The sequence below is a fragment of the Gardnerella sp. KA01000 genome (assembly GCF_049244035.1).
GTDB lineage: Bacteria > Actinomycetota > Actinomycetes > Actinomycetales > Bifidobacteriaceae > Bifidobacterium > Bifidobacterium leopoldii.
Genome location: NZ_CP058367.1, coordinates 465,965 through 486,032, shown reverse-complemented (window position 1 = coordinate 486,032; position 20,068 = coordinate 465,965). Strand labels below are relative to the sequence as shown.

The following is a 20,068-nucleotide window of genomic DNA, read 5'->3' as shown; positions in this document are numbered from 1 at the left end:
GTAGCTTACGATTTTCCACAACATAAACCCTTTAGGGATAATCTATGAAAAACCGTAAGCTACAAACAAGAAGTTTACTTATTGATTTTATTTACTTCACAGGAGGCAAAGGAACTGCATTTTTTGCATCATCAACTTGAGATTCGCTATCTGAAGAACCTTCAAAGAAAGCACTATAGACATACAAAACTGCAGAATAGAAAGCAAAGCCCAAAGAAATACCAAGCAAGCCAAAAGCCACTGCATAGTAAGAAACCATCCAAGAAGGCAATGGATTAGCATGAAGAGTTGCAACAAGCGGTGCAATAATCATTGCAATACCAATCGATTGCGTAAGAGTCTTATACTTTCCTGCAGAAGATGCAGCAATTACTCTTCCACGAACATTAACAACATAAATTCGCACAAGAGTAATAGCAATTTCGCGAATCATGAACAAGATGGTTATCCACCAATAAATTTCGCCGAAAACAGAAGCAATAATAAGCGCAGCTAGAATAAGAATTTTATCCGCAATTGGATCAAGTAACTTACCTAATTCTGTAACCTTATGATATTTACGAGCCATCCACCCGTCGAGCTTATCCGTAGAAGCAGCTACGACAAACAGCACAAACGCAGCCCAACGCAACGAAACTGAATCAAAACCCCACGTACCTGCTTTCAAATATAAAACAATAAAAACAAGCGAAAGCACAATACGGATATAAGTCACAATATTTGGAGCATAATTCCAGCCAGCAAAAAATGATGACTTAGCTTTTTTCTTCATACGCATAACCTTCATTCTACTGCAAAGTAAAAACTTCTAGCACACACAACTTGGTGTTGTACACAACAATACAATATCTTATAACGAATCTGACTCGCCACGAATAAAAGCCAAAACTTTTGGCAAATCTTCCGGCTGAACCAAAACTTCGCGAGCTTTAGAACCTTCAGAAGGTCCCACAACACCTCGAGATTCAAGCAAATCCATCAATCGACCTGCCTTTGCAAAACCAACGCGCAACTTACGCTGAAGCATTGAAGTAGAGCCAAATTGCGAGCTGACAACAAGCTCAGCAGCCTGAAGCAACTCATCCATATCGTCGCCAATATCGCTAGTTTTAAGCTTGCTTTGAGCTTGAGCATCCGCTTTTTGAGCCATTTGCTCAATATCTTCACGATACTTTGGTTTACGCTGCGTGCGAACATACTCCACAGCCTTGCGGATTTCAGATTCACTCACCCACGAACCCTGCACACGTTGAGGTTTTGCAGCACCCATTGGAAGGAACAAAGCGTCGCCTTGACCAATCAAAGTTTCTGCACCAACAGTATCGAGAATAACCCTTGAATCAGTAGCAGACGAAGTAGCAAAAGCCAAACGAGAAGGAATATTTGCTTTAATCAAGCCTGTTACAACGTCAACAGACGGGCGCTGAGTAGCTAGAACCAAATGCACTCCTGCAGCTCGAGCAAGCTGAGTAATACGCTGAATAGAACTTTCAACATCGTTCTTAGCAACCATCATTAAATCAGCCATCTCGTCCACAACCACAAGCAAATACGGGTATGGAGCAACTTTTCGCTCAGATCCAGCCGGTGCGTGAACCTTTCCTTCACGAACAGCCTTGTTGAAATCTTTAACATGACGGAAACCAAAGAATTGCAAGTCATCATAGCGAGCATCCATCTCTTTAACAACCCACTCAAGAGCCTGCGCAGCCTTCTTAGGATCCGTAATAATCGGAGTAAGCAAATGCGGAATGCCAGCATAAGCAGAAAGCTCCACGCGCTTAGGATCGACCATAATCATGCGAACTTGTTCAGGAGTTGCTCTCATAATAATCGAAGTAAGCATTGAATTAATAAAACTCGACTTACCAGAGCCGGTAGCGCCAGCAACAAGCAAATGCGGCATTTTATCGAGAGCTGCAGTTACGAAATGACCTTCAACATCTTTTCCAACACCTGTAAGCATAGGATTAGGGTCATTCATAGCTTTTTGCGAGCGCAGAACATCTCCCAAATGCACAATTTCGCGGTCGACGTTTGGAATTTCAATACCAATAGCAGACTTTCCTGGAATTGGCGACAAAATACGCACATCCGTACTAGCTACAGCGTATGCAATATTTTTTTGCAAATTCGTAACTTTTTCAACTTTTACACCAGGACCAAGCTCAACCTCGTACTGCGTAACAGATGGTCCTCTAAGGAATCCAATAACGTGAGCGTCGACGTCAAATTGCTCAAAAGTAGAAGTTAGCGCGCGAATAACGTTATCGTTTGCTGGAGTTCTCGCAGCATGAGGCTTGCCATGAGCTAAAAGATTCAAATCAGGGAGCTTGTAAGGTTCAGAGAAAGAATCAAAAGAAGGCTCATTATTATTGCCAGCACCATTTTCACTGTCGGTAGCATTTTCATTATCTGAATCTTCCTGATCCCTGCGATATTGATCCATACGTTCAGCTGGAATACTTGACCATGGATCGCTTGCAGATAAAGAGGAATCACTCATAGGAGCTTTTGGCAATATTTCTTCAGGAACAGGCTTTGATGAAGATGAAACACTTCTAGGTGTAAGTTGACTTGAATTATTATCAGCATTTTCAAATTGGGAATTATTTGCAGCATTATTATCGGAAGAGCTGCTCACAGTTCTTGCTTTACGAGGTTCAACTCTTTCAAGATTATCTACACTATTACCGTGAGAAGCAGCATGCGAAAATGCATCATCGCCGGCGTATTCGTCAAGCAATTCCCCATTATTATTACTGTTTTTACGCTTAAAGAATGATTTAAACAGTTTCAACACAGAAGACATTTGAGAAGATCCGCTATTATTTTTCGACGACTCTTCATTGTGAGTTGGCACGCCATCTGCAAATTCCAAAGAATTGGTTTTGCTGTCAGAATTATCTTCTTCAGAGTTTCCTAAATCTTCAGAAGATTTTTTACTGTTATATTTAGCAAAAATAGTAGCAACACCTTGAGCTATATCAGTTACATGAAGGCGAGTAATCATTAATATCGAAAAAATAGCAGCTACTACAAAAATAATAATTGCAAAAATACGAGAAAGACCCCACGATAGCGGAGATCCAAGCACAAAACCTAACAACCCACCTGACTTTTGCACAGTTCCTAAATTAAATGCTTTTCCGCGAGGCGCAGAAGAAATATCAAGAATTGAGCAAACAGATAACAATAGAATAATAAATCCGCTAATAACACGAGGATTACCAGAGCCAACTCCACTGTTACGCATCAACCTAAAAGCGACAACGCTTAACCATACAGGCAGAACAACGCTCATAATTCCAAGCAAACTAGAAGACACAAAATGGAGACCTACTCCAATAAATCCACTAACTCTAAACCATTCTGATGCGCAGAATAAAATCGCAAGAACAAGCATAACGAAGCACAAACCGTCCCTGCGATATGCCTCATCGTATTCTCCAACACCAAAAAGCGAGCGCACTAACTTTCCTAAAGTTCTAGGCACAAACAGGAGAATTGTCTCCCACAATGGTTCACTAGGTGAAGCCTTACCAGCCATAAATACTCCTTCTGCACCATGTGCTATTTAGTACGCCATGTCATCATCAACATACATATGCGTAACCATACCAGTCTACTCCATAGACTGAGGTTATTTAAATGAACCAATTACCGCTTACTCTAATGCTAATATGATGCACATTCCTCAAGTATTTCATCAACTGATAAATCGCTGATATATCACTTCTTTCTTTCACAATAAGCAATCATGTATTTATTTTTCACAAATATGCATTCCTTGCGGCGCAATATTATTATTACGACGTTTTCGAACTATAGCAATAATCATTGTGGCAAGAACCACCGCGCAACTTATCAATGCTATAAGGAACATAGTCATCCAGAATGGCCACTGAAGATGATCTTCTGGAGCATGCGCTGGGTCCGGCAGCACGCGATACCCCGTCACTAGCAATCTATGCGAGTTAACACCATACGGCGTACATGTAAGCAACGTCGCTAAATCGCGACCCTTTTCACGCTGCAACAAACTAATATCATGCGGATCAACCACGCTAATGCGAAACACCTTATAGCGCATTGTATAGCCCTGTACATCAATGTAGAAGTAGTCTCCACGCTTCATATCGATTAAACCGTCAAACATGGTTGCTGTAGGCAAACCAGTATGAGCTGTGATAACAGTATGCCTGTTTTTGCCGCCCACTGGCAAATCTGTGCCATACAAGTGCCCTGCTCCGCGAGCTAGAACATCGCGCGAAGCACCATGATAAATCGGTAGTTTTACGCCTATTTTTGGGATTTTTATGATTCCCATAATTCCCATTGGTTCGTCTAGTTGTTTGATATATGACTTATAGTCTGCTGTTTTTTTGTAATTGTCACTACCGTCATACGGATCGGCTGTAAAAATTTTTTTTCTGCGCGCATTGTATTTTCGCGCACTTTTTAGAATAGATTGTCGCACGCTAGCGGCTTGATTATAAGTTACTTTGTCGTAATCTATGGAAATTTGTTTAGACACGTGATTATTCCACAGTGTTGATGCCACTGGGTAGGTGAAGCATAGAATTGCAGCTAGCGCCAGAATGATTGGTTCAATAACGCATTTAAAAACAGATTTTTTGGGATTTGCAGAATCTGAGTCTGCAGAAGATTCGTTTGCAGACGATTCATTGGGAGTGGATTTAAGAATATGTAAGCCTGCTAATCGCACTAATCTCTCTAAGCTGCTGCGGCAAGCTTTTGCAAATTTAGTAAAACTCATAAATCCACTTCCAAAAAGTAAAACAGGGGGCTAAGCAAATACCACCCAACCCCCTGAGTTTTTTATAATATATTTACGTTAGAAGAATACTAAGCGCGCTGCTTATCTTCTTCTTTGCGATTGTTACGAGTGTAAATAAACACGCTTGCAGCAATCAAAACAATGCCAGCGATAGCGAAAATAAACACGCCATAAGCACCGGTCTTTGGAAGCTTGAACCAGTGGTCGATGTTATTGCTCGTTGGAACATCAGCAATCGGAACTTCAAGCGATTCAGTATCGCTTGCTTTAGCAGTATTCACTTCATGAACATCTTCTGAGCGAACATAACCTTTTGGAGCATTAACCTCAACAAGATAAATCTTGCTATTCTGATCAGTAGTCTTGACAACATAATCAGAAGTCTTACCGTCAGTGCCAGTTGTAGTGATGGTAGAAGTTCCTGCAGTAGTGGCAGCAGCAGCAAAGCCAGGCATAGCACTATTGCAATTATTTCCACTTGGATCCTTTGCACACTTTACAGCTTCAGTTTTATCAGCAAACGCCTTGAACTCTGCTCCAGAAAGAACTGTCTTCTTCGAGGTATCAGTGCCGTCATACTTCAAGATATGGAACTTGTGGAATACAGTATTGGTATCGTTACCAGGTGTATCCTTGCCGCTGTCTCCGCCTGGGTTAAAACCATACTTGTTGGTAAGTGTAGTCTTTACACTTTTTGTACCAAAATCGCTCTTAATCTTAAGATTCAAAGTTACCTGAACTCGAATATCCTTACTAGCGTACGCTTTAGAATCTGTTCCAAACTCGTTAGCAATTTTAGCTAAACCAGAATCTTGGAATGTGAACAGAATGCGCTTACGAGTATTATCCTTAGGCGTATTAGTACTATCACTTACACTAAAATCATTAGCTGCTTTAGTTAACTCAACAGCACCCTGCTTCAAAGCTTTAGTGCTGGAATTGTACTCACCAACGTAAACCTTATAATTACTTACAGTATCACCAAACTTGTCAAGGTTGCTATATGCGGATATTAACGCATCATCCCAAACCTTAAAGCCTTTGAAATTAGAGTTTGCTAACTTATTGTTATCCATTGCAGGTGTTAGTGGAAGCTTCACCTTAGCGGTAATCACGTATGGAAGCGTGTCTCCATCGCCTACCATCTTGCTAGTTTGAGCATCCTTAGTAATACCACCATTAGCATTCCAGTTCTTTGGAGAAACGCTTACATCATACGTATAAGTGTTGGCAGCTGCTTTATCTTCACGCGTAATTTGCGGAACAGTTATAAAGAATGGAGTAAACTCAGGGCTATATCCTGTTGGCACTTTAGTTTCCTCAACGTAGTACAAGCCGATTGCAAGATTATCGAACTTTGCAACGCCTTTTTCATTACCAACTGTTTTCGTGTCTTGGTTCATCTTGCCATTAGTGCCAAATTTGTCATCAAAGCCGACTTTGGTAGTATTACCAGCTTTTGCAGCTTCGTTAAGTTCCTTAACTTTAGAGGCAAGCTTAATCCAATCATCTTGCTTAGTAAGATCAGGAACAGCAGCGCTATCAATCGTACTAACCTTCTGAATTGTAAAGGTTGCACCGTTAAGACCAACAGGTGTACCAGAAGTATCATCCTTCTTATGAATGGTGATAGTACCAGTCAGCTTCTTACCAGCTTCAGACCAAGGTGCTGGCTTAGCAGCTTCAGCACTTGGACTATTAGCAAATGCTACGTTGTTTGCCACCACAGCACCGGCAACGCACAGCGTGCCAGCCATTGCGAGCGAGGCGAATGCCGCCACGCATTGTTTAGTGAATTTGTTCATATTCATTCCTTTCATAAATGCTGTTTCCAGCAATTAAAAGTTTTGAAATTTTGATGTAAGTATGTAATTGTTTATCGGTTTTAACCGAATTTCGAATTATTCACGCAATTTGCTCATAAATGAGTAAATTTTTTAAGTTTAGGAATATTATGTTGCAATATCACGCTCCAAAATTCCATGAGATTTTGCATCAAAAACACGCACATTAAAAACATGCACCCAGTAGAAAAGCTTCATACGAGTCGCCACCTTCCAAGCAACTCGTGACCGCGCTTAGTTTGATCCATTACAAACACAGCAGCAATCAAACTAGACAACATCGCAGAAACAACGCACAAAGACGCATTCCAGCCGCATCCGCCGGTCTTTGGCAGCGCGAATGGTTTCACAACGTGAATCATGAAAGTCTTAAACTCGTAATCTTTACCCCTGGTGTACTGATCACCGTAAACTTCATTCAACAAATCATATTTAGCACCATGATGATTACTCATACCATCAAAAGATTTCTTAGCTTCTGGTTTCAAAGCCCAAGCAACGCACTGATAGTCACCAGTTTTTTCTGGAATACCATCGAGCGTAGCAGTAGTACGTTGAGCAGCATCGAACGGATTATTCGGATTATCCTTAGCGTTATAGCTATACAATTTATGCTGCGCGTTGCAATTAGAATTATTCTTACATTTCTCACGCTCGGAGTACGTATCAATATGACTCCATGTAATTGGATTACTTGCTTTCATACCCGCAAGTTTTGAAACAAAATCACGGTCATCATTTTCGCATAAAACTTCCAAGCCTATTTTCTTCTCAGTTTTATTACCACTATTCCACACGTCTTTTGTAGACCAAGCGTCAATAAACGGTCTATACATAAGACTCATGCCACTCATAATGGTAAGACCGCTACCACTTCCAAACTGACCATCAGTATCACTAATATCAGGCGCGTCAGGAGAATCTGACCTTAGCACTCGAAGCTTTATATCATCGCCTTCCATAGGATCCACTGTCACTTGCGCGTACACTGGATTTGGTTTACTTATGCCATCCCCATTACCAGCATCTTTATCCGTAGACTTTGAACCGTCCGGATAATGTACGATCACAGGAATTTTATACACGCCAGGCTTCTGCCACTTAAGCGGCTTAAAAGACATCACTCCATAGTGAGAACCATCACCCGTACCATGGTTTTTACCAGTCTTCCCACCATCGCTAGGCTTATTATCTTGACCATTATCGTAGAAAGACATTCCATAAGGATGACCCTTATCCTTCTTATACCAACCAGAATTATCTTTCTTATACTGGTTTTCATCAAACTCAAACCAAGTGCCGTCTGGAAGCGCGCCTTCTTCTATATCATCCTGATGAGTAGCATTATTAGCACCTTTCTTACTCTTAGGCACATCAGTAACATTCTTATAACCGTTAGTAAGGCTTGCATGATATTCACCAGCCTTCACTTTCAACGGCACGTAACTAGGATTATTCCTATGCGCGTAAGAAGCTTTAACACTAAACTTTAAAGTTTGATCATTCCAATCTTTACCCTTTGAATCCTTAGTCTCGCCCTTAGTACCATAATTAGCAAAGAGCATTTTCTTATAAACAACACTTCCGCCAGTATCATTGACAATTATGTCATCGAAATTCTTAAGACTAACAGCATTGTTAAAAGCAAACACGCGACACTCGTACTTACCGCTTTTCCTAGGCGTTCCAGTAATAATCGCGCGAGAACGAGCCATAGTATTCGTGTTGTACTCATCTTTAGTTAAATACGAGTACTTAAAATCATTGAGATTACAGTCTTTATTATTCCTGCACTTGTTTTCTTCGTCTTCCGTAGCGATTTTCCATTGATGAAAAGCTGTAAACTTTAATCCGTTAACCTCACCGACAGACCTGTTTTTCGCTTCATCCCATTTAAGAAGCGTATAATTATCCTTATTTTCTTCGTGGCAAATAGCGCGGAATGTAATCGGAGACTTATTATTCGAAGACCACGCGTCAGGTATAAGAAGCCTATTCTTGTCTATCTGCTTATCTTTATCAAGATTCGTGTAATGATCCGTATGATACGAACCATAAGTAATACGGTCGGAATAGTTACTACCGAAATCGTGCATACCTGCACCCTCAGCAATAGAAAAACCTAAATCGTTATTGCCTACAGTAAGTGGCGTTACTTTAACGTGAGCATAAACCTGCCCATTATCCGTACTACTTGAGCCATCAGGATAGTGAGCAATTACAGGAGTATCGTAATTATTAGGATCTTGAGGTTTGCTCGGAGTAAAAGTTACCTCACCAGTATTAGCATTAGTCATTTTTGACCAAGAAAGCACTGGTTTAGAATATTTATTACTCTTACCAAGCTCAAAACTAGTACCTTTCGGAAAATCGCCTTTAGTAATCCCCTCGTTTTTTGGAACCGACGTAATTGATTTTCCAGCTTGCACCTGTTTTTTATCATAATCTGGATACACAGGCTTATAAAAATGAGACATAGGCCAAACTTTGAATTTAGCGACAACCGTCTCTGAAAAAGGCTGAGGATGATTACAGCTGTAGTTACTTGGATTAGGATAAGTTACCTTAATCGGTATATAAACTGTATGATTCTTATGCGAGTCTGCCGGGTTAAAATACACTTTGCCTGTGGACTTGTCAATCCACGCATGACCTTGTTGCAAAGTCTCTGGCTTCGGACTATTAGGATCATCAAAAGTAACTTGAGCATTGGAACTCTTATTGTTATCAAAATAAGCGTTACCATCAATAGAATAAGTAAGATTCTTAGGAATATGATCGTACAGCCTACCTCTTTTACCGTCACTGCCATAATCAGGAACAAAACTACCCTTATTATCGAAGTAATCACCATCATTCTCATGCCAATGACCATCATCAGTATAAGCTCTTACGGAAGAAGCTTGACGAGGCTGTGAATCCTCCGACTCCTCAAAATGTAATCCACCAGGCTTAGTTGGATCGGTACTATTATCCCACTCCACGTTATCTGGTATGCCATCACCATCGTGATCATACGGACCATAAGTTGCATAATCACGCTCATGAGATTCAGCATTAGTAGACTGATATCCAGCAATAATAGGCATGTAACGAATATCAGTACCATCTGGCACATCTGCAGTAATAACCCAACGGTAGCAAGTCGTAGAATTAGCACTTTCAAACGAACGCAGCATTATACCAAAGTCGCCATTGTCATGCCACTTCTTTATTTCGCATAAACTGTAATTCTTAAATTTAGACGAAGGATCAGTATTATATCCACAGCCAAAATTACCATTGCCAACAGTATCTTCCCACTGACCATTAAAATCGTTACTACCATACGTATAATGCCAACGAGAAATTGTTCTAGACCAGCCCCAATACTTATCCCAATTTTTCATTGTTTCTGGGATGCCTTTATCATTCTGACTTGTCCAGTCATTCCACTTTTTCTCGTAAACATTTCGCCTATCTCTTTTCACTCTAATAGTGTCTGTAATAAGCTGTTTCGGAAGATCTACGTAAAAAGTGACTCGTGCTGGAATACGCTGTCTAGGCTGAGGATTTAACTTCTCCTTAAAAGCATAGTTAAAATATATTTCATACTGCACATGAGTACCATTAGAATCCTTAGTAAGTGTTGGTGCAATATGCATATTTTCAATAGCATTACCAATACCATTACCATTAGCAGTAAAATATCCATAGCCACCATACGACCACATAACCTGCGCAGCGCTAGCATGCTTAGTAGGCAAGACGAGCACAGCAAGAATAGTCGCCACAGCAACAATCAACGCAAGAGCCGCGCGACGAATGTAATACAATTTAGAAGCGCTAGCAATAGAGCACCCTTTAGTGCACCTTTTAGATTTTTGTAAAGTTACAGAACCGTTAACATCATCAAGCGCATGATGACAATTCATAAAACTACAAGTTATACGTATAAGGTTAGAGAAACAGCCGTGAAGCCGTGACATTCTAACGCCTCGATTTCTTAAAAATCTAAAAGCTGCTCGAATACTCATGCCTGTTGGTTTTATGAATCAACAAGCATTGCCCGGGGTGCAGAACACTGCATTATCAGCAGCAAATGAGCGCGAAATATCACAAATCACCAAAGCAAACGTCGATACGAACGCAAGCAAGCACAATCATGCCCAAAATCAGCAGACTAATTCACGCCAAAAACTTAAACGCAAGATAATGTAGTGCACTACTGCTAAGCACATACGTTGTTATACCCCCCCCCCATGAAAAATTTCAAGTAAAATTTGCAAATTTCTTAATATTCGTAAAAATTCCTAAATTCGGGGTTATATACGGGTTATAGGCAAAAATATTGCAATCCAAAAAACAAAAAACGGCAGATATTTACCTGCCGTTCAAGTGGGGTGGCTAACGCGGCTTGAACGCGCGACCTTCTGAACCACAATCAGATGCTCTACCGACTGAGCTATAGCCACCATGTGCGCGAAACGAATTGAATCACACAACAAAGGGATACTATACACGATTTCCTCGATTTATGCTAGCGCAACACACTTCGGCGCGTCGTAGTAACAACATCAATTATTCGACAATGGCAAATGCAACAATGGATGTATGAGTTTTTCTGAGCAAAATCAGCGCATATTTGGCGTAACTGAAAACAGTAACAACACAACCGCGCTTCTTCTTGGATCTGGCGAGCTTGGCAAGGAAATTGCGATTGAGCTTATGCGACTAGGCGTGCGAGTATGCGCTGCCGATAGCTACAAAAACGCTCCAGCAATACAAATAGCTCACGAATACCACGTGCTAGATATGTCGAATCCACAAGAATTGCAAGAACTTATTTCAAATGTGAATCCTGACATTATTATTCCAGAAGTTGAAGCTATTGCTACTGAAGTTTTGAAAGATGCTGCTAAAAAGAATATTCAAGTCGTTCCTAGCTCAGATATTGCCGCGATTGCAATGGATCGCGAGCGCTTGCGTAGAATTGCGCACGAAGATTTAGGACTGCCTACTACACCGTATTGTTTCGCTTCATCTTATGAAGAGTTAGAGGATGGAGCTAAAAAAGTTGGATATCCTTGTGTAGTTAAGCCTGTTATGAGCTCTTCTGGTCACGGTCAGTCAATAGTTCGTAGTTCTGAAAATTTGCTTGCAGCTTGGAATGAAGCTCAGCATGGCAGGCGTGCAGCAGCTGGTCATGAGAATGAGTGTTCACGCGTTATTGTTGAAGCTTTAGCTCCGCTTGATTATGAGCTTACAGTACTTACAATAAGCTCTTGCGCAGGAATTACTACTTGTGAGCCGATCGCTCAGCGTCAGCAAGACGGAGACTATAGAGAATCTTGGCAGCCTGCAAATATTCCTGAATCGATCCGCACTAATGCGAAAGATATTGCAAAGCGCGCTGTAGAAGGTTTGACTGATATTGCGCAAGAAGCTGGCGAAGCAGGTTGGGGCGTTTATGGAGTCGAATTATTCGTGCTTACTGATGGCTCTTTGCTTTTTAATGAATTGTCACCTCGCCCACACGATACTGGCATGGTAACTATGATTTCGCAGCATTACAGTGAATTTGCATTGCATGCATTGGCTATTTTGGGAGTTCCAGTTACAGCTAACTATACTGAGCTTTCTTTGAAAAATAATGAAGTTGCAGCAAGTCACGCCATTGTTATTAAGGCGGAAGGATCTGTTGGTTTTACGAATATTGCTCAAGCTTTGCAATCTGGCGAAAATTATCGATGCAACTTGCGTATTTTTGCTAAGCCTTCTGTACATGGTCACAGACGCATGGCAGTTTCTTTAGCTACTGGATTAACGCAAGAAGAAGCTAGAGAAAATGCGACACGCGTCGCCATTTCGCTAAAAACTACACAAACAAATGCTTAGATACATTGAAAATTAAGGCATAGGAGTTAAAAAAGATAATAATTTACAGTATGCACGAAGGGAAATTTTGTAGGTAACAATTGTTACGCTAATCGTGCTAGCAAAGGTCAGGTAAACCTACAAATATTGTTGGTTTGCGCCTACAACTGTGAATGCACATAAGAGAGGGCATATCATGGAAAAACTTGAGAAGTTGTACGAAGGCAAAGCCAAAAAACTGTATGCTACCGATGACACCAATGTGCTATGGGTTGAATACATGAACCAGGCAACAGCTGGTAACGGTCTGAAGAAAGCTCAGATTGCAGGTAAAGGCAGTTTAAATAACCGGATTACTTCGTTACTATTCCATTTACTTGAGGCGCGCGGCGTAAAAAGCCACTTCCTCGGACGAATTTCCGATACTGAACAACTTGTAAAGCGTATGCGCATGTTCCCACTGGAAATTATTATGCGAAATACTGCTGCAGGTTCTTTTGCAAAACGTTATAACGTTAAAGAAGGAACACCTTTAAAGAAGCCATTGTTGGAGTTCTGCGTAAAGTCCGACGAGCTTGGTGATCCATTTATTAATCCTGAAGGCGTTGTGGCTCTTGGATTAGCAACAGATGAAGAAATAGCAGAAGTCACTCGTCAAGCTCATGCTGTTAACAATGCTTTGTTGGATATTTTCTCAAAGATTGATGTTCAGCTTGTCGACTTCAAGATTGAAGAGGGCGTGGACGCCGAAGGAAATATTCTTCTCGCTGATGAAATAACTCCTGATACTTGCAGACTTTGGGATAAGCGCAATGCTGGTACGAACGGAGTAAGTCATTTGGACAAGGACTTGTTCAGGCGCGATTTAGGCGACATCATTCCTGCTTATGAAGAAATTCACGATAGGCTTGCATCTTTAGCTCAAAGCGAAGGTTTGGATGTTTCTGTGCGCAAACCTGACGATTGCGTAGAACGATAATGATTGTTGTGGCTCGTACCTTTAAGGGTGCGAGCCACATGCATTCTTAATGTGATTTTGAATAATTTAATATTTATAATTTAAAACCAATACAACAATAAACACTGCATTCATACCGCACATTCAACAAGGTAGGTTTCTCGTGGTATTTCGCGTATATGTGGAAAAACGCACTGGTTTTGACGTTCAAGCGCAACAGCTTTTACATGAGCTTAGGGAGATTCTTGGCATAAGCGCGATTACTTCCGCAAGAATTATTAACCGTTATGACGTTGAAGGTATCAGCAAAGATTTATTCGACAATGCTGTGCAAACAGTATTAAGCGAACCTCCAGTTGATAATACTTACGATTACTTGCCTATTGAAACCGACGAGCACGTATTTGCTGTAGAATTTTTGCCTGGTCAATTCGATCAGCGTGCGCAATCTGCTAGCGAATGCATTCAACTTATTAGTCAAGGCGAACGTCCAACAGTGCGCACTGCTAGAGTAATCGCTTTAAAAGGTGATCTTGACGAAAAAGCACTAAACGATATTAAACACTACGTTATTAATCCTGTTGAAGCGCGAGAAGCTTCACTTGATGAGGTAAAAAGTTTACAGCGAGAAGCAGTTGTACCATCTGATGTAGAAGTAATTAGCTCATTTAACGATTTAGACGAAGCTGGATTACAAGACTTTATTAATACTCGCGGTTTGGCAATGGATTTGGCTGACGCAAAGTTCTGCCAGAAGTATTTCTGTGAAGAACATAGAAATCCTACTATTACAGAAATTCGCGTTATTGATACGTACTGGTCCGACCACTGCCGTCACACGACTTTTGGCACCGAGCTTACAGATATTTCTATTGACGATAACACTGTTCAAGAAGCATTTAGCCGTTATCTTGATTTGCGAAAAGAACTAAATCGCGAAAATAAGCCTGTTTGCCTTATGGATATGGCAACTATTGGCGCAAAATACTTAAAGCATACTGGCGAGCTTAAAAATTTGGACGAGTCAGAAGAAATCAACGCTTGCACAGTAAAAGTTAAAGTGGACGTAAACGGTCACGACGAAGATTGGCTATTCCTGTTTAAAAACGAAACACATAATCATCCTACAGAGATTGAGCCTTTCGGTGGAGCTGCAACGTGCATTGGTGGCTGCATCCGCGATCCTCTTTCTGGACGCTCTTACGTGTATCAAGCAATGCGCGTAACTGGTGCTGCAGATCCACGCACGCCTATTAGCGAGACTTTAAACGGTAAGCTTCCACAGCGAAAAATCGTAACTTCTGCCGCCGCAGGATACTCTTCTTACGGAAATCAAATTGGTTTAGCTACTGGCGAAGTGCATGAACTTTATCATCCGGGTTATGTTGCAAAACGTATGGAGGTTGGTGCGGTTGTTGCCGCTACCCCAGCCGACCATGTGCGCAGAGAAACTCCAGCTCCTGGCGATGTGATTATTCTTCTTGGTGGACGCACTGGCAGAGATGGCATTGGTGGTGCTACCGGCGCTTCTAAAGCTCAAGATGTTGAAAGTATTGAAGAGTGCGGAGCTGAAGTTCAAAAAGGTAATGCTCCTATTGAGCGAAAACTCCAACGACTTTTCCGACGCAAGGATGCTTGCCAACTTATTAAGCGTTGCAACGATTTTGGCGCTGGCGGCGTTTCTGTCGCAACTGGCGAAATTGCCGACGGCTTAACTATTAATCTCGACAAAGTTTCTAAAAAGTATGAAGGTCTCGATGGCACTGAGCTTGCTATTTCTGAATCTCAAGAGCGCATGGCTGTCGACGTTGCGTCAAGTGATGCTGAAGAATTTTTGAAGTATGCTCGTGAAGAAAATCTTGAAGCAGAAATAATAGCGACTGTTACTGAAGAAGCGCGAATGCGAATGACTTGGCGTGGAAAAACCATTGTTGACTTAAGCAGAGCATTCTTAGCTTCTAATGGCGCTCCAAAACAGCAGATACTGCATATTGAAAGTGGAGAATCTTACGAAACTCCATGGCAGAATCAGTCAAATTTGCCGTTAGAAAAGCGCATGCATAACTTAGTTTCGGATATTAATATTGCTTCAAATAAAGGCTTATCTGAACGATTTGATTCTACTATTGGCGCTGCTACTGTGCTTATGCCTTTTGGCGGTCGCCGTCAGCTTACTCCTGCTCAAGCTATGGTTGCTAAATTCCCAGTATTTGGCGAAACAAACACAGCTTCCGCAATGGCTTGGGGCTTTAATCCGTATTTAATGGAAAAAAACCAATTCACTGGTGCCTATGTTGCTGTTGTTGAATCATTGGCAAAGCTAGCAGCTAGCGGTTTCACGCGCGAACGTGCTTACTTGAGTTTGCAAGAATATTTTGGCAAGCCTCACGATATTCCAGAGCGTTGGGGAAAACCAGCTGCAGCAGTTCTTGGTGCTTTAAGTGCACAGCTTGATTTTGGCGTTGGTGCTATTGGCGGCAAGGATTCTATGAGCGGTAGTTTTGAGAATCTGGATGTGCCACCAACTTTGATTTCGTTTGCTGTTTCTACTGGAGATGCACGTTTAACTGTTTCACCTGAATTTAAGGGTGTAAATCATAAAGTTATACGTATTGCTCCAAAGTATAAATCTGACGGAATCACTCCAGAAAAAGAAAGCTTCCTGAAAGCACTAGAAATTGTAGAAAATATTACGAAAAACAAGCAAGCTCTTGCTATATCTACTCCTGGCTACGGTGCTAGCGCAGAGAGCTTATTCAAAATGACGCTTGGAAATCATATTGGTTTTAAATTATTCAACAATTTAAGCGACGATGATTTATTTAAGCCAGCATATGGAAGCTTCTACGTTGAACTCAAGGAAGACGCTGAAATTCCATCTTTAGCTAATACAAGCTTGGTTGACGTTGAGATTGTTGGCGAAACAACTGAAAATTACGCAATTACTTCATCAAATAGCGAAGAAATTGATTTAAGTGATTTGCAAAAGGTTTGGGAAAGCGAACTTTCCTCAATCTTCCCGTATAAAAAGCCTGGCGAGATTGTAGAAACTATTAATAACAAAACTAATGTTTCTACTACAAATCACATGCACACAGGAAAACTAAATCCGCTTTCGCATCCGCGCGTTATTATCCCGGTTTTCCCTGGAAATAATTGCGAATACGATACGCAAGCTGCTTTTGAAAAAGCTGGAGCAGACGCTCATACGCTTATTATTAATAATTTAAGTGCAAAAGATATTGCACAATCAGCTGAACAATTGGTTGAAGAGATTAAAAAGAGTCAAATTGTAATGATTCCAGGAGGCTTCTCCGGAGGCGATGAGCCGGACGGTTCTGCGAAATTCATTACAGCATTCTTTAGGAATCCAGCAGTAACAGACGCAGTTCGTGACTTGCTTAATAATCGTGACGGTTTAATGCTTGGAATTTGCAATGGCTTCCAAGCGCTTATTAAGCTAGGCTTGGTTCCTTTTGGAGATATTGTTCCTATGGATTCTAACTGCCCAACTCTTACCTACAACACTATTGGCAGACACCAAAGTAGGATTGTTCGCACTAGAGTTGCTTCAAATCTTTCACCATGGTTAGCAAATACGCAAGTTGGAGACATGCATACTGTTGCAATTTCTCACGGAGAAGGTCGCTTTATTGCTACTAACGAAGTTATGGAAAAGCTTATTAAAAACGGTCAAATAGCTACACAATATGTTGACAGCAATGGCGTACCAAGTATGAGCTTAAATGTAAATCCTAACGGCTCAATGATGTCAGTAGAAGGTATTACAAGCCCAGACGGTAGAGTTTTTGGAAAAATGGGACATTGCGAGCGCGCAGGTCGTGACTTGTATGTCAATATTCCTGATTTCCATGAGCAACCATTGTTTGAAGCTGGCGTTGAATATTTCACTGCATGAGCTTTAGTTTACAGTTACAAAACTTGTATCAAAATAACTACAAATTCGACGATTACAATCATCGATTATTAGGGGGTATGAATGTCTGCAGAACTTGAAGATATTCACGAAGAATGCGGCGTATTTGGTGTGTGGGGTCATCAAGATGCAGCTAGGCTGACATATTTTGGACTTCATGCACTACAGCATCGAGGACAAGAAGGTGCCGGCATTGTATCTAACGACAATGGCAAACTGCATGGGTATCGCGGATTGGGATTGCTAACTCAAGTATTTAGCAATGAACAAGTTATGGATCGTCTTACTGGAAACAGGGCTATCGGTCACGTGCGATATGCTACTGCAGGTTCTGGAAGCGTTGATAACATTCAGCCTTTCCTATTCCGTTTCCACGATGGAGACGTAGCTCTTGCGCATAACGGAAATTTGACAAATTGCACTAGCCTACGTAATTCCTTGGAAGATAAAGGCTCAATATTCCACTCAAATTCTGATACTGAAATATTGATGCATTTGATTCGCCACTCTAGTAAAGCAACTTTTATGGATCGCCTGAAAGAAGCTTTACAAACTGTTCATGGCGGTTTTGCTTACTTATTGCTTACTCAAGATGCACTAATCGGAGCAACTGATCCAAATGGTTTCCGCCCTCTTTCGCTTGGTCGTATGAAGAACGGCGCATACGTGCTCGCTTCTGAAACTTGTGCGCTTGATATTGTGCGAGCAGAGTTTATTCGCGATATTGAGCCTGGCGAAATCATTGTTATTAATGACGATGGCTACACTATTGAGCAATATACGAAGCACGTACAGCATGCAGTATGCTCAATGGAATTTATTTATTTCGCTCGCCCAGATTCTAATATTTACGGTATTAATGTTCATTCTGTGCGAAAGCGTATGGGTGCGCGTTTGGCTAAAGAATCTCCTGTTGAAGCAGATATGGTTATTGGAGTACCTAATTCTTCACTTTCTGCTGCTGCAGGATACGCTGAAACAAGCGGAATTCCAAACGAAATGGGATTGATTAAAAACCAGTATGTTGCACGCACTTTTATTCAACCGACGCAAGAATTACGCGAGCAAGGCGTTCGTATGAAACTTTCTGCTGTTCGTGGTGTGGTTGCAGGAAAACGCGTTATTGTTATTGACGATTCGATTGTTCGCGGAACTACTTCTAAGCGCATTGTGCAATTGCTCCGAGAAGCTGGCGCTAAAGAAGTGCATATGCGTATTTCTTCCCCTCCGCTTAAATATCCTTGCTTCTACGGTATCGATATTCAAACTACGAAGGAACTTATTGCAGCAAAGCATTCAGTTGAAGAAATTCGCGAGTATATCGATGCTGATTCCTTAGCATTTTTGTCTTTAGATGGATTAGTCGAGTCGATTGGATTAAAAAAGCCTGCTCCTTATGGCGGTTTGTGCGTTGCTTACTTTAATGGCGACTACCCTACTGCACTAGACGATTACGGCGAAGAATTCTTGGCTTCCCTTACTCCTGAAGAACGCGAACATTTGCAAGAAGTAAGGAAACATAGTAAATATTCGCACGAAAATCTTATATAACTTAATAATTTAATTGTTTATTGCAATTTATAAATAAAACTTAAGAAAATACTTATAACAGTGTTACGAAAGGAACCGATATGCCACATGCATATGAAGAAGCTGGCGTAAGCGTAGAAGCAGGATACGAAGTAGTACGTCGTATTAAATCTCATGTAAATCGCACAAAGCGCCCAGGCGTTGTAGGTGGCATTGGCGGATTTGGCGGCTTATTTGATTTGGCGTCTCTTGGTTACAAAGAGCCAGTGCTGATTTCTGGCACAGATGGCGTTGGAACCAAGCTTGTGATTGCAAAAATGATGAATAAGCATAACACTATTGGCATTGATTGCGTTGCAATGTGCGTAAACGATATTGCAGCTCAAGGTGCCGAGCCGCTTTTCTTCCTCGATTACATTGCGTGCGGAAAAAACAATCCTGAAATACTTGAGCAGGTAGTTTCAGGCGTTGCAGACGGTTGCGTGCAATCAGAAGCAGGTTTAATTGGCGGCGAAACTGCTGAAATGCCTGGAATGTACGACGAGGACGAGTACGATCTTGCAGGTTTTGCAGTAGGCGTTGCAGAACGTTCGAATATTGTTGACGGCTCCACTATTACTGCCGGCGACGTGCTTATAGGACTTCCTTCTTCAGGAGTTCATTCAAACGGATTCTCTCTTGTTCGCAAAGCTTTGTTTGAAGAAGCAGGTTTTAGCGTTGACACCAAACTAGATGAGCTTGATGGCAAAACACTTGGCGAAGTTCTTCTTGAACCTACTCGAATCTACGTAAAAGCTTTAAAGCCACTTTTTGCAGAACATCTTATTAAGGGAGTTGCTCATATTACAGGCGGCGGATTTATTGAAAATGTTCCACGCATGTACGCAGATGATTTGGCTGCAAAAATTGATACTACTAGCTGGAGCGTTCCACCTATTTTTGGAGTTATTGAAAAAGCTGGAAAAGTTGCTCACGCTGAAATGTTCAACGTTTTTAATATGGGTATTGGCATGGTTTTGGCAGTTGACGAAAACAAAGCAGACGAGGCAATGCGAATACTAAACGAGCATGACGAAACAGCTTATATTATTGGCAAAATGGCTAAACGCGAAAACGCTGCAGTCGAATTGTTGTAATCCACA

General features: G+C 41.3%; 11 protein-coding genes and 1 tRNA gene. 6 read left to right on the top strand and 6 right to left on the bottom strand.

Annotated elements, in window-relative coordinates:
- Nucleotides 1-91: 91 nt before the first annotated feature.
- The 5 genes from pgsA to HXT58_RS01695 form a co-directional block, all read right to left on the bottom strand.
- Nucleotides 92-772, bottom strand: a complete 681-nt coding sequence (pgsA, locus tag HXT58_RS01715) for a CDP-diacylglycerol--glycerol-3-phosphate 3-phosphatidyltransferase (RefSeq protein WP_032835516.1) — start codon at nucleotides 770-772, stop codon at nucleotides 92-94.
- Between the two features lie 78 nt (nucleotides 773-850).
- The gene (locus tag HXT58_RS01710; RefSeq protein ID WP_004118953.1) at nucleotides 851-3,550 is read right to left on the bottom strand and encodes an FtsK/SpoIIIE family DNA translocase; all 2,700 of its coding nucleotides are present in this window, start codon (nucleotides 3,548-3,550) and stop codon (nucleotides 851-853) included.
- A gap of 216 nt (nucleotides 3,551-3,766) precedes the next feature.
- Nucleotides 3,767-4,780, bottom strand: a complete 1,014-nt coding sequence (locus HXT58_RS01705) for a class C sortase (RefSeq protein WP_415696154.1) — start codon at nucleotides 4,778-4,780, stop codon at nucleotides 3,767-3,769.
- An 89-nt stretch (nucleotides 4,781-4,869) separates the two neighbouring features.
- Nucleotides 4,870-6,606 carry a SpaH/EbpB family LPXTG-anchored major pilin gene (locus HXT58_RS01700; protein ID WP_180946750.1) on the bottom strand — a complete coding sequence of 579 codons (1,737 nt, stop codon included), beginning with the start codon at nucleotides 6,604-6,606 and terminating at the stop codon, nucleotides 4,870-4,872.
- 233 nt (nucleotides 6,607-6,839) lie between these two features.
- Entirely contained in the window at nucleotides 6,840-10,613 is a 3,774-nt protein-coding gene (locus HXT58_RS01695) for a Rib/alpha-like domain-containing protein (protein WP_421775646.1), read from the bottom strand.
- A 46-nt stretch (nucleotides 10,614-10,659) separates the two neighbouring features.
- Here HXT58_RS01695 and HXT58_RS01690 point away from each other — a divergent pair, with 46 nt between their 5' ends.
- Nucleotides 10,660-10,845: a hypothetical protein gene (locus tag HXT58_RS01690; RefSeq protein WP_421775645.1), complete on the top strand. Its 186-nt coding sequence runs from the start codon at nucleotides 10,660-10,662 to the stop codon at nucleotides 10,843-10,845.
- A gap of 178 nt (nucleotides 10,846-11,023) precedes the next feature.
- Here HXT58_RS01690 and HXT58_RS01685 read toward each other — a convergent pair.
- Nucleotides 11,024-11,099, bottom strand: a tRNA-His gene (locus tag HXT58_RS01685).
- Between the two features lie 139 nt (nucleotides 11,100-11,238).
- Here HXT58_RS01685 and purT point away from each other — a divergent pair.
- The 5 genes from purT to purM all read left to right on the top strand — a co-directional run bounded on the left by purT (nucleotide 11,239) and on the right by purM (nucleotide 20,062).
- Nucleotides 11,239-12,522, top strand: coding sequence for a formate-dependent phosphoribosylglycinamide formyltransferase (purT, locus tag HXT58_RS01680; protein ID WP_101886090.1), 1,284 nt, complete (start codon nucleotides 11,239-11,241; stop codon nucleotides 12,520-12,522).
- Nucleotides 12,523-12,697: 175 nt separating this feature from the next.
- Nucleotides 12,698-13,480, top strand: a complete 783-nt coding sequence (purC, locus tag HXT58_RS01675) for a phosphoribosylaminoimidazolesuccinocarboxamide synthase (protein ID WP_004105967.1) — start codon at nucleotides 12,698-12,700, stop codon at nucleotides 13,478-13,480.
- A 142-nt stretch (nucleotides 13,481-13,622) separates the two neighbouring features.
- Nucleotides 13,623-17,378, top strand: a complete 3,756-nt coding sequence (locus HXT58_RS01670) for a phosphoribosylformylglycinamidine synthase (protein WP_421775644.1) — start codon at nucleotides 13,623-13,625, stop codon at nucleotides 17,376-17,378.
- Nucleotides 17,379-17,459: 81 nt separating this feature from the next.
- Nucleotides 17,460-18,947 (top strand): amidophosphoribosyltransferase, encoded by a 1,488-nt coding sequence (gene purF / locus HXT58_RS01665; RefSeq protein WP_004105975.1) that lies wholly within the window; start codon nucleotides 17,460-17,462, stop codon nucleotides 18,945-18,947.
- Between the two features lie 80 nt (nucleotides 18,948-19,027).
- Nucleotides 19,028-20,062 carry a phosphoribosylformylglycinamidine cyclo-ligase gene (gene purM / locus HXT58_RS01660; RefSeq protein WP_410297023.1) on the top strand — a complete coding sequence of 345 codons (1,035 nt, stop codon included), beginning with the start codon at nucleotides 19,028-19,030 and terminating at the stop codon, nucleotides 20,060-20,062.
- Nucleotides 20,063-20,068: the final 6 nt, after the last annotated feature.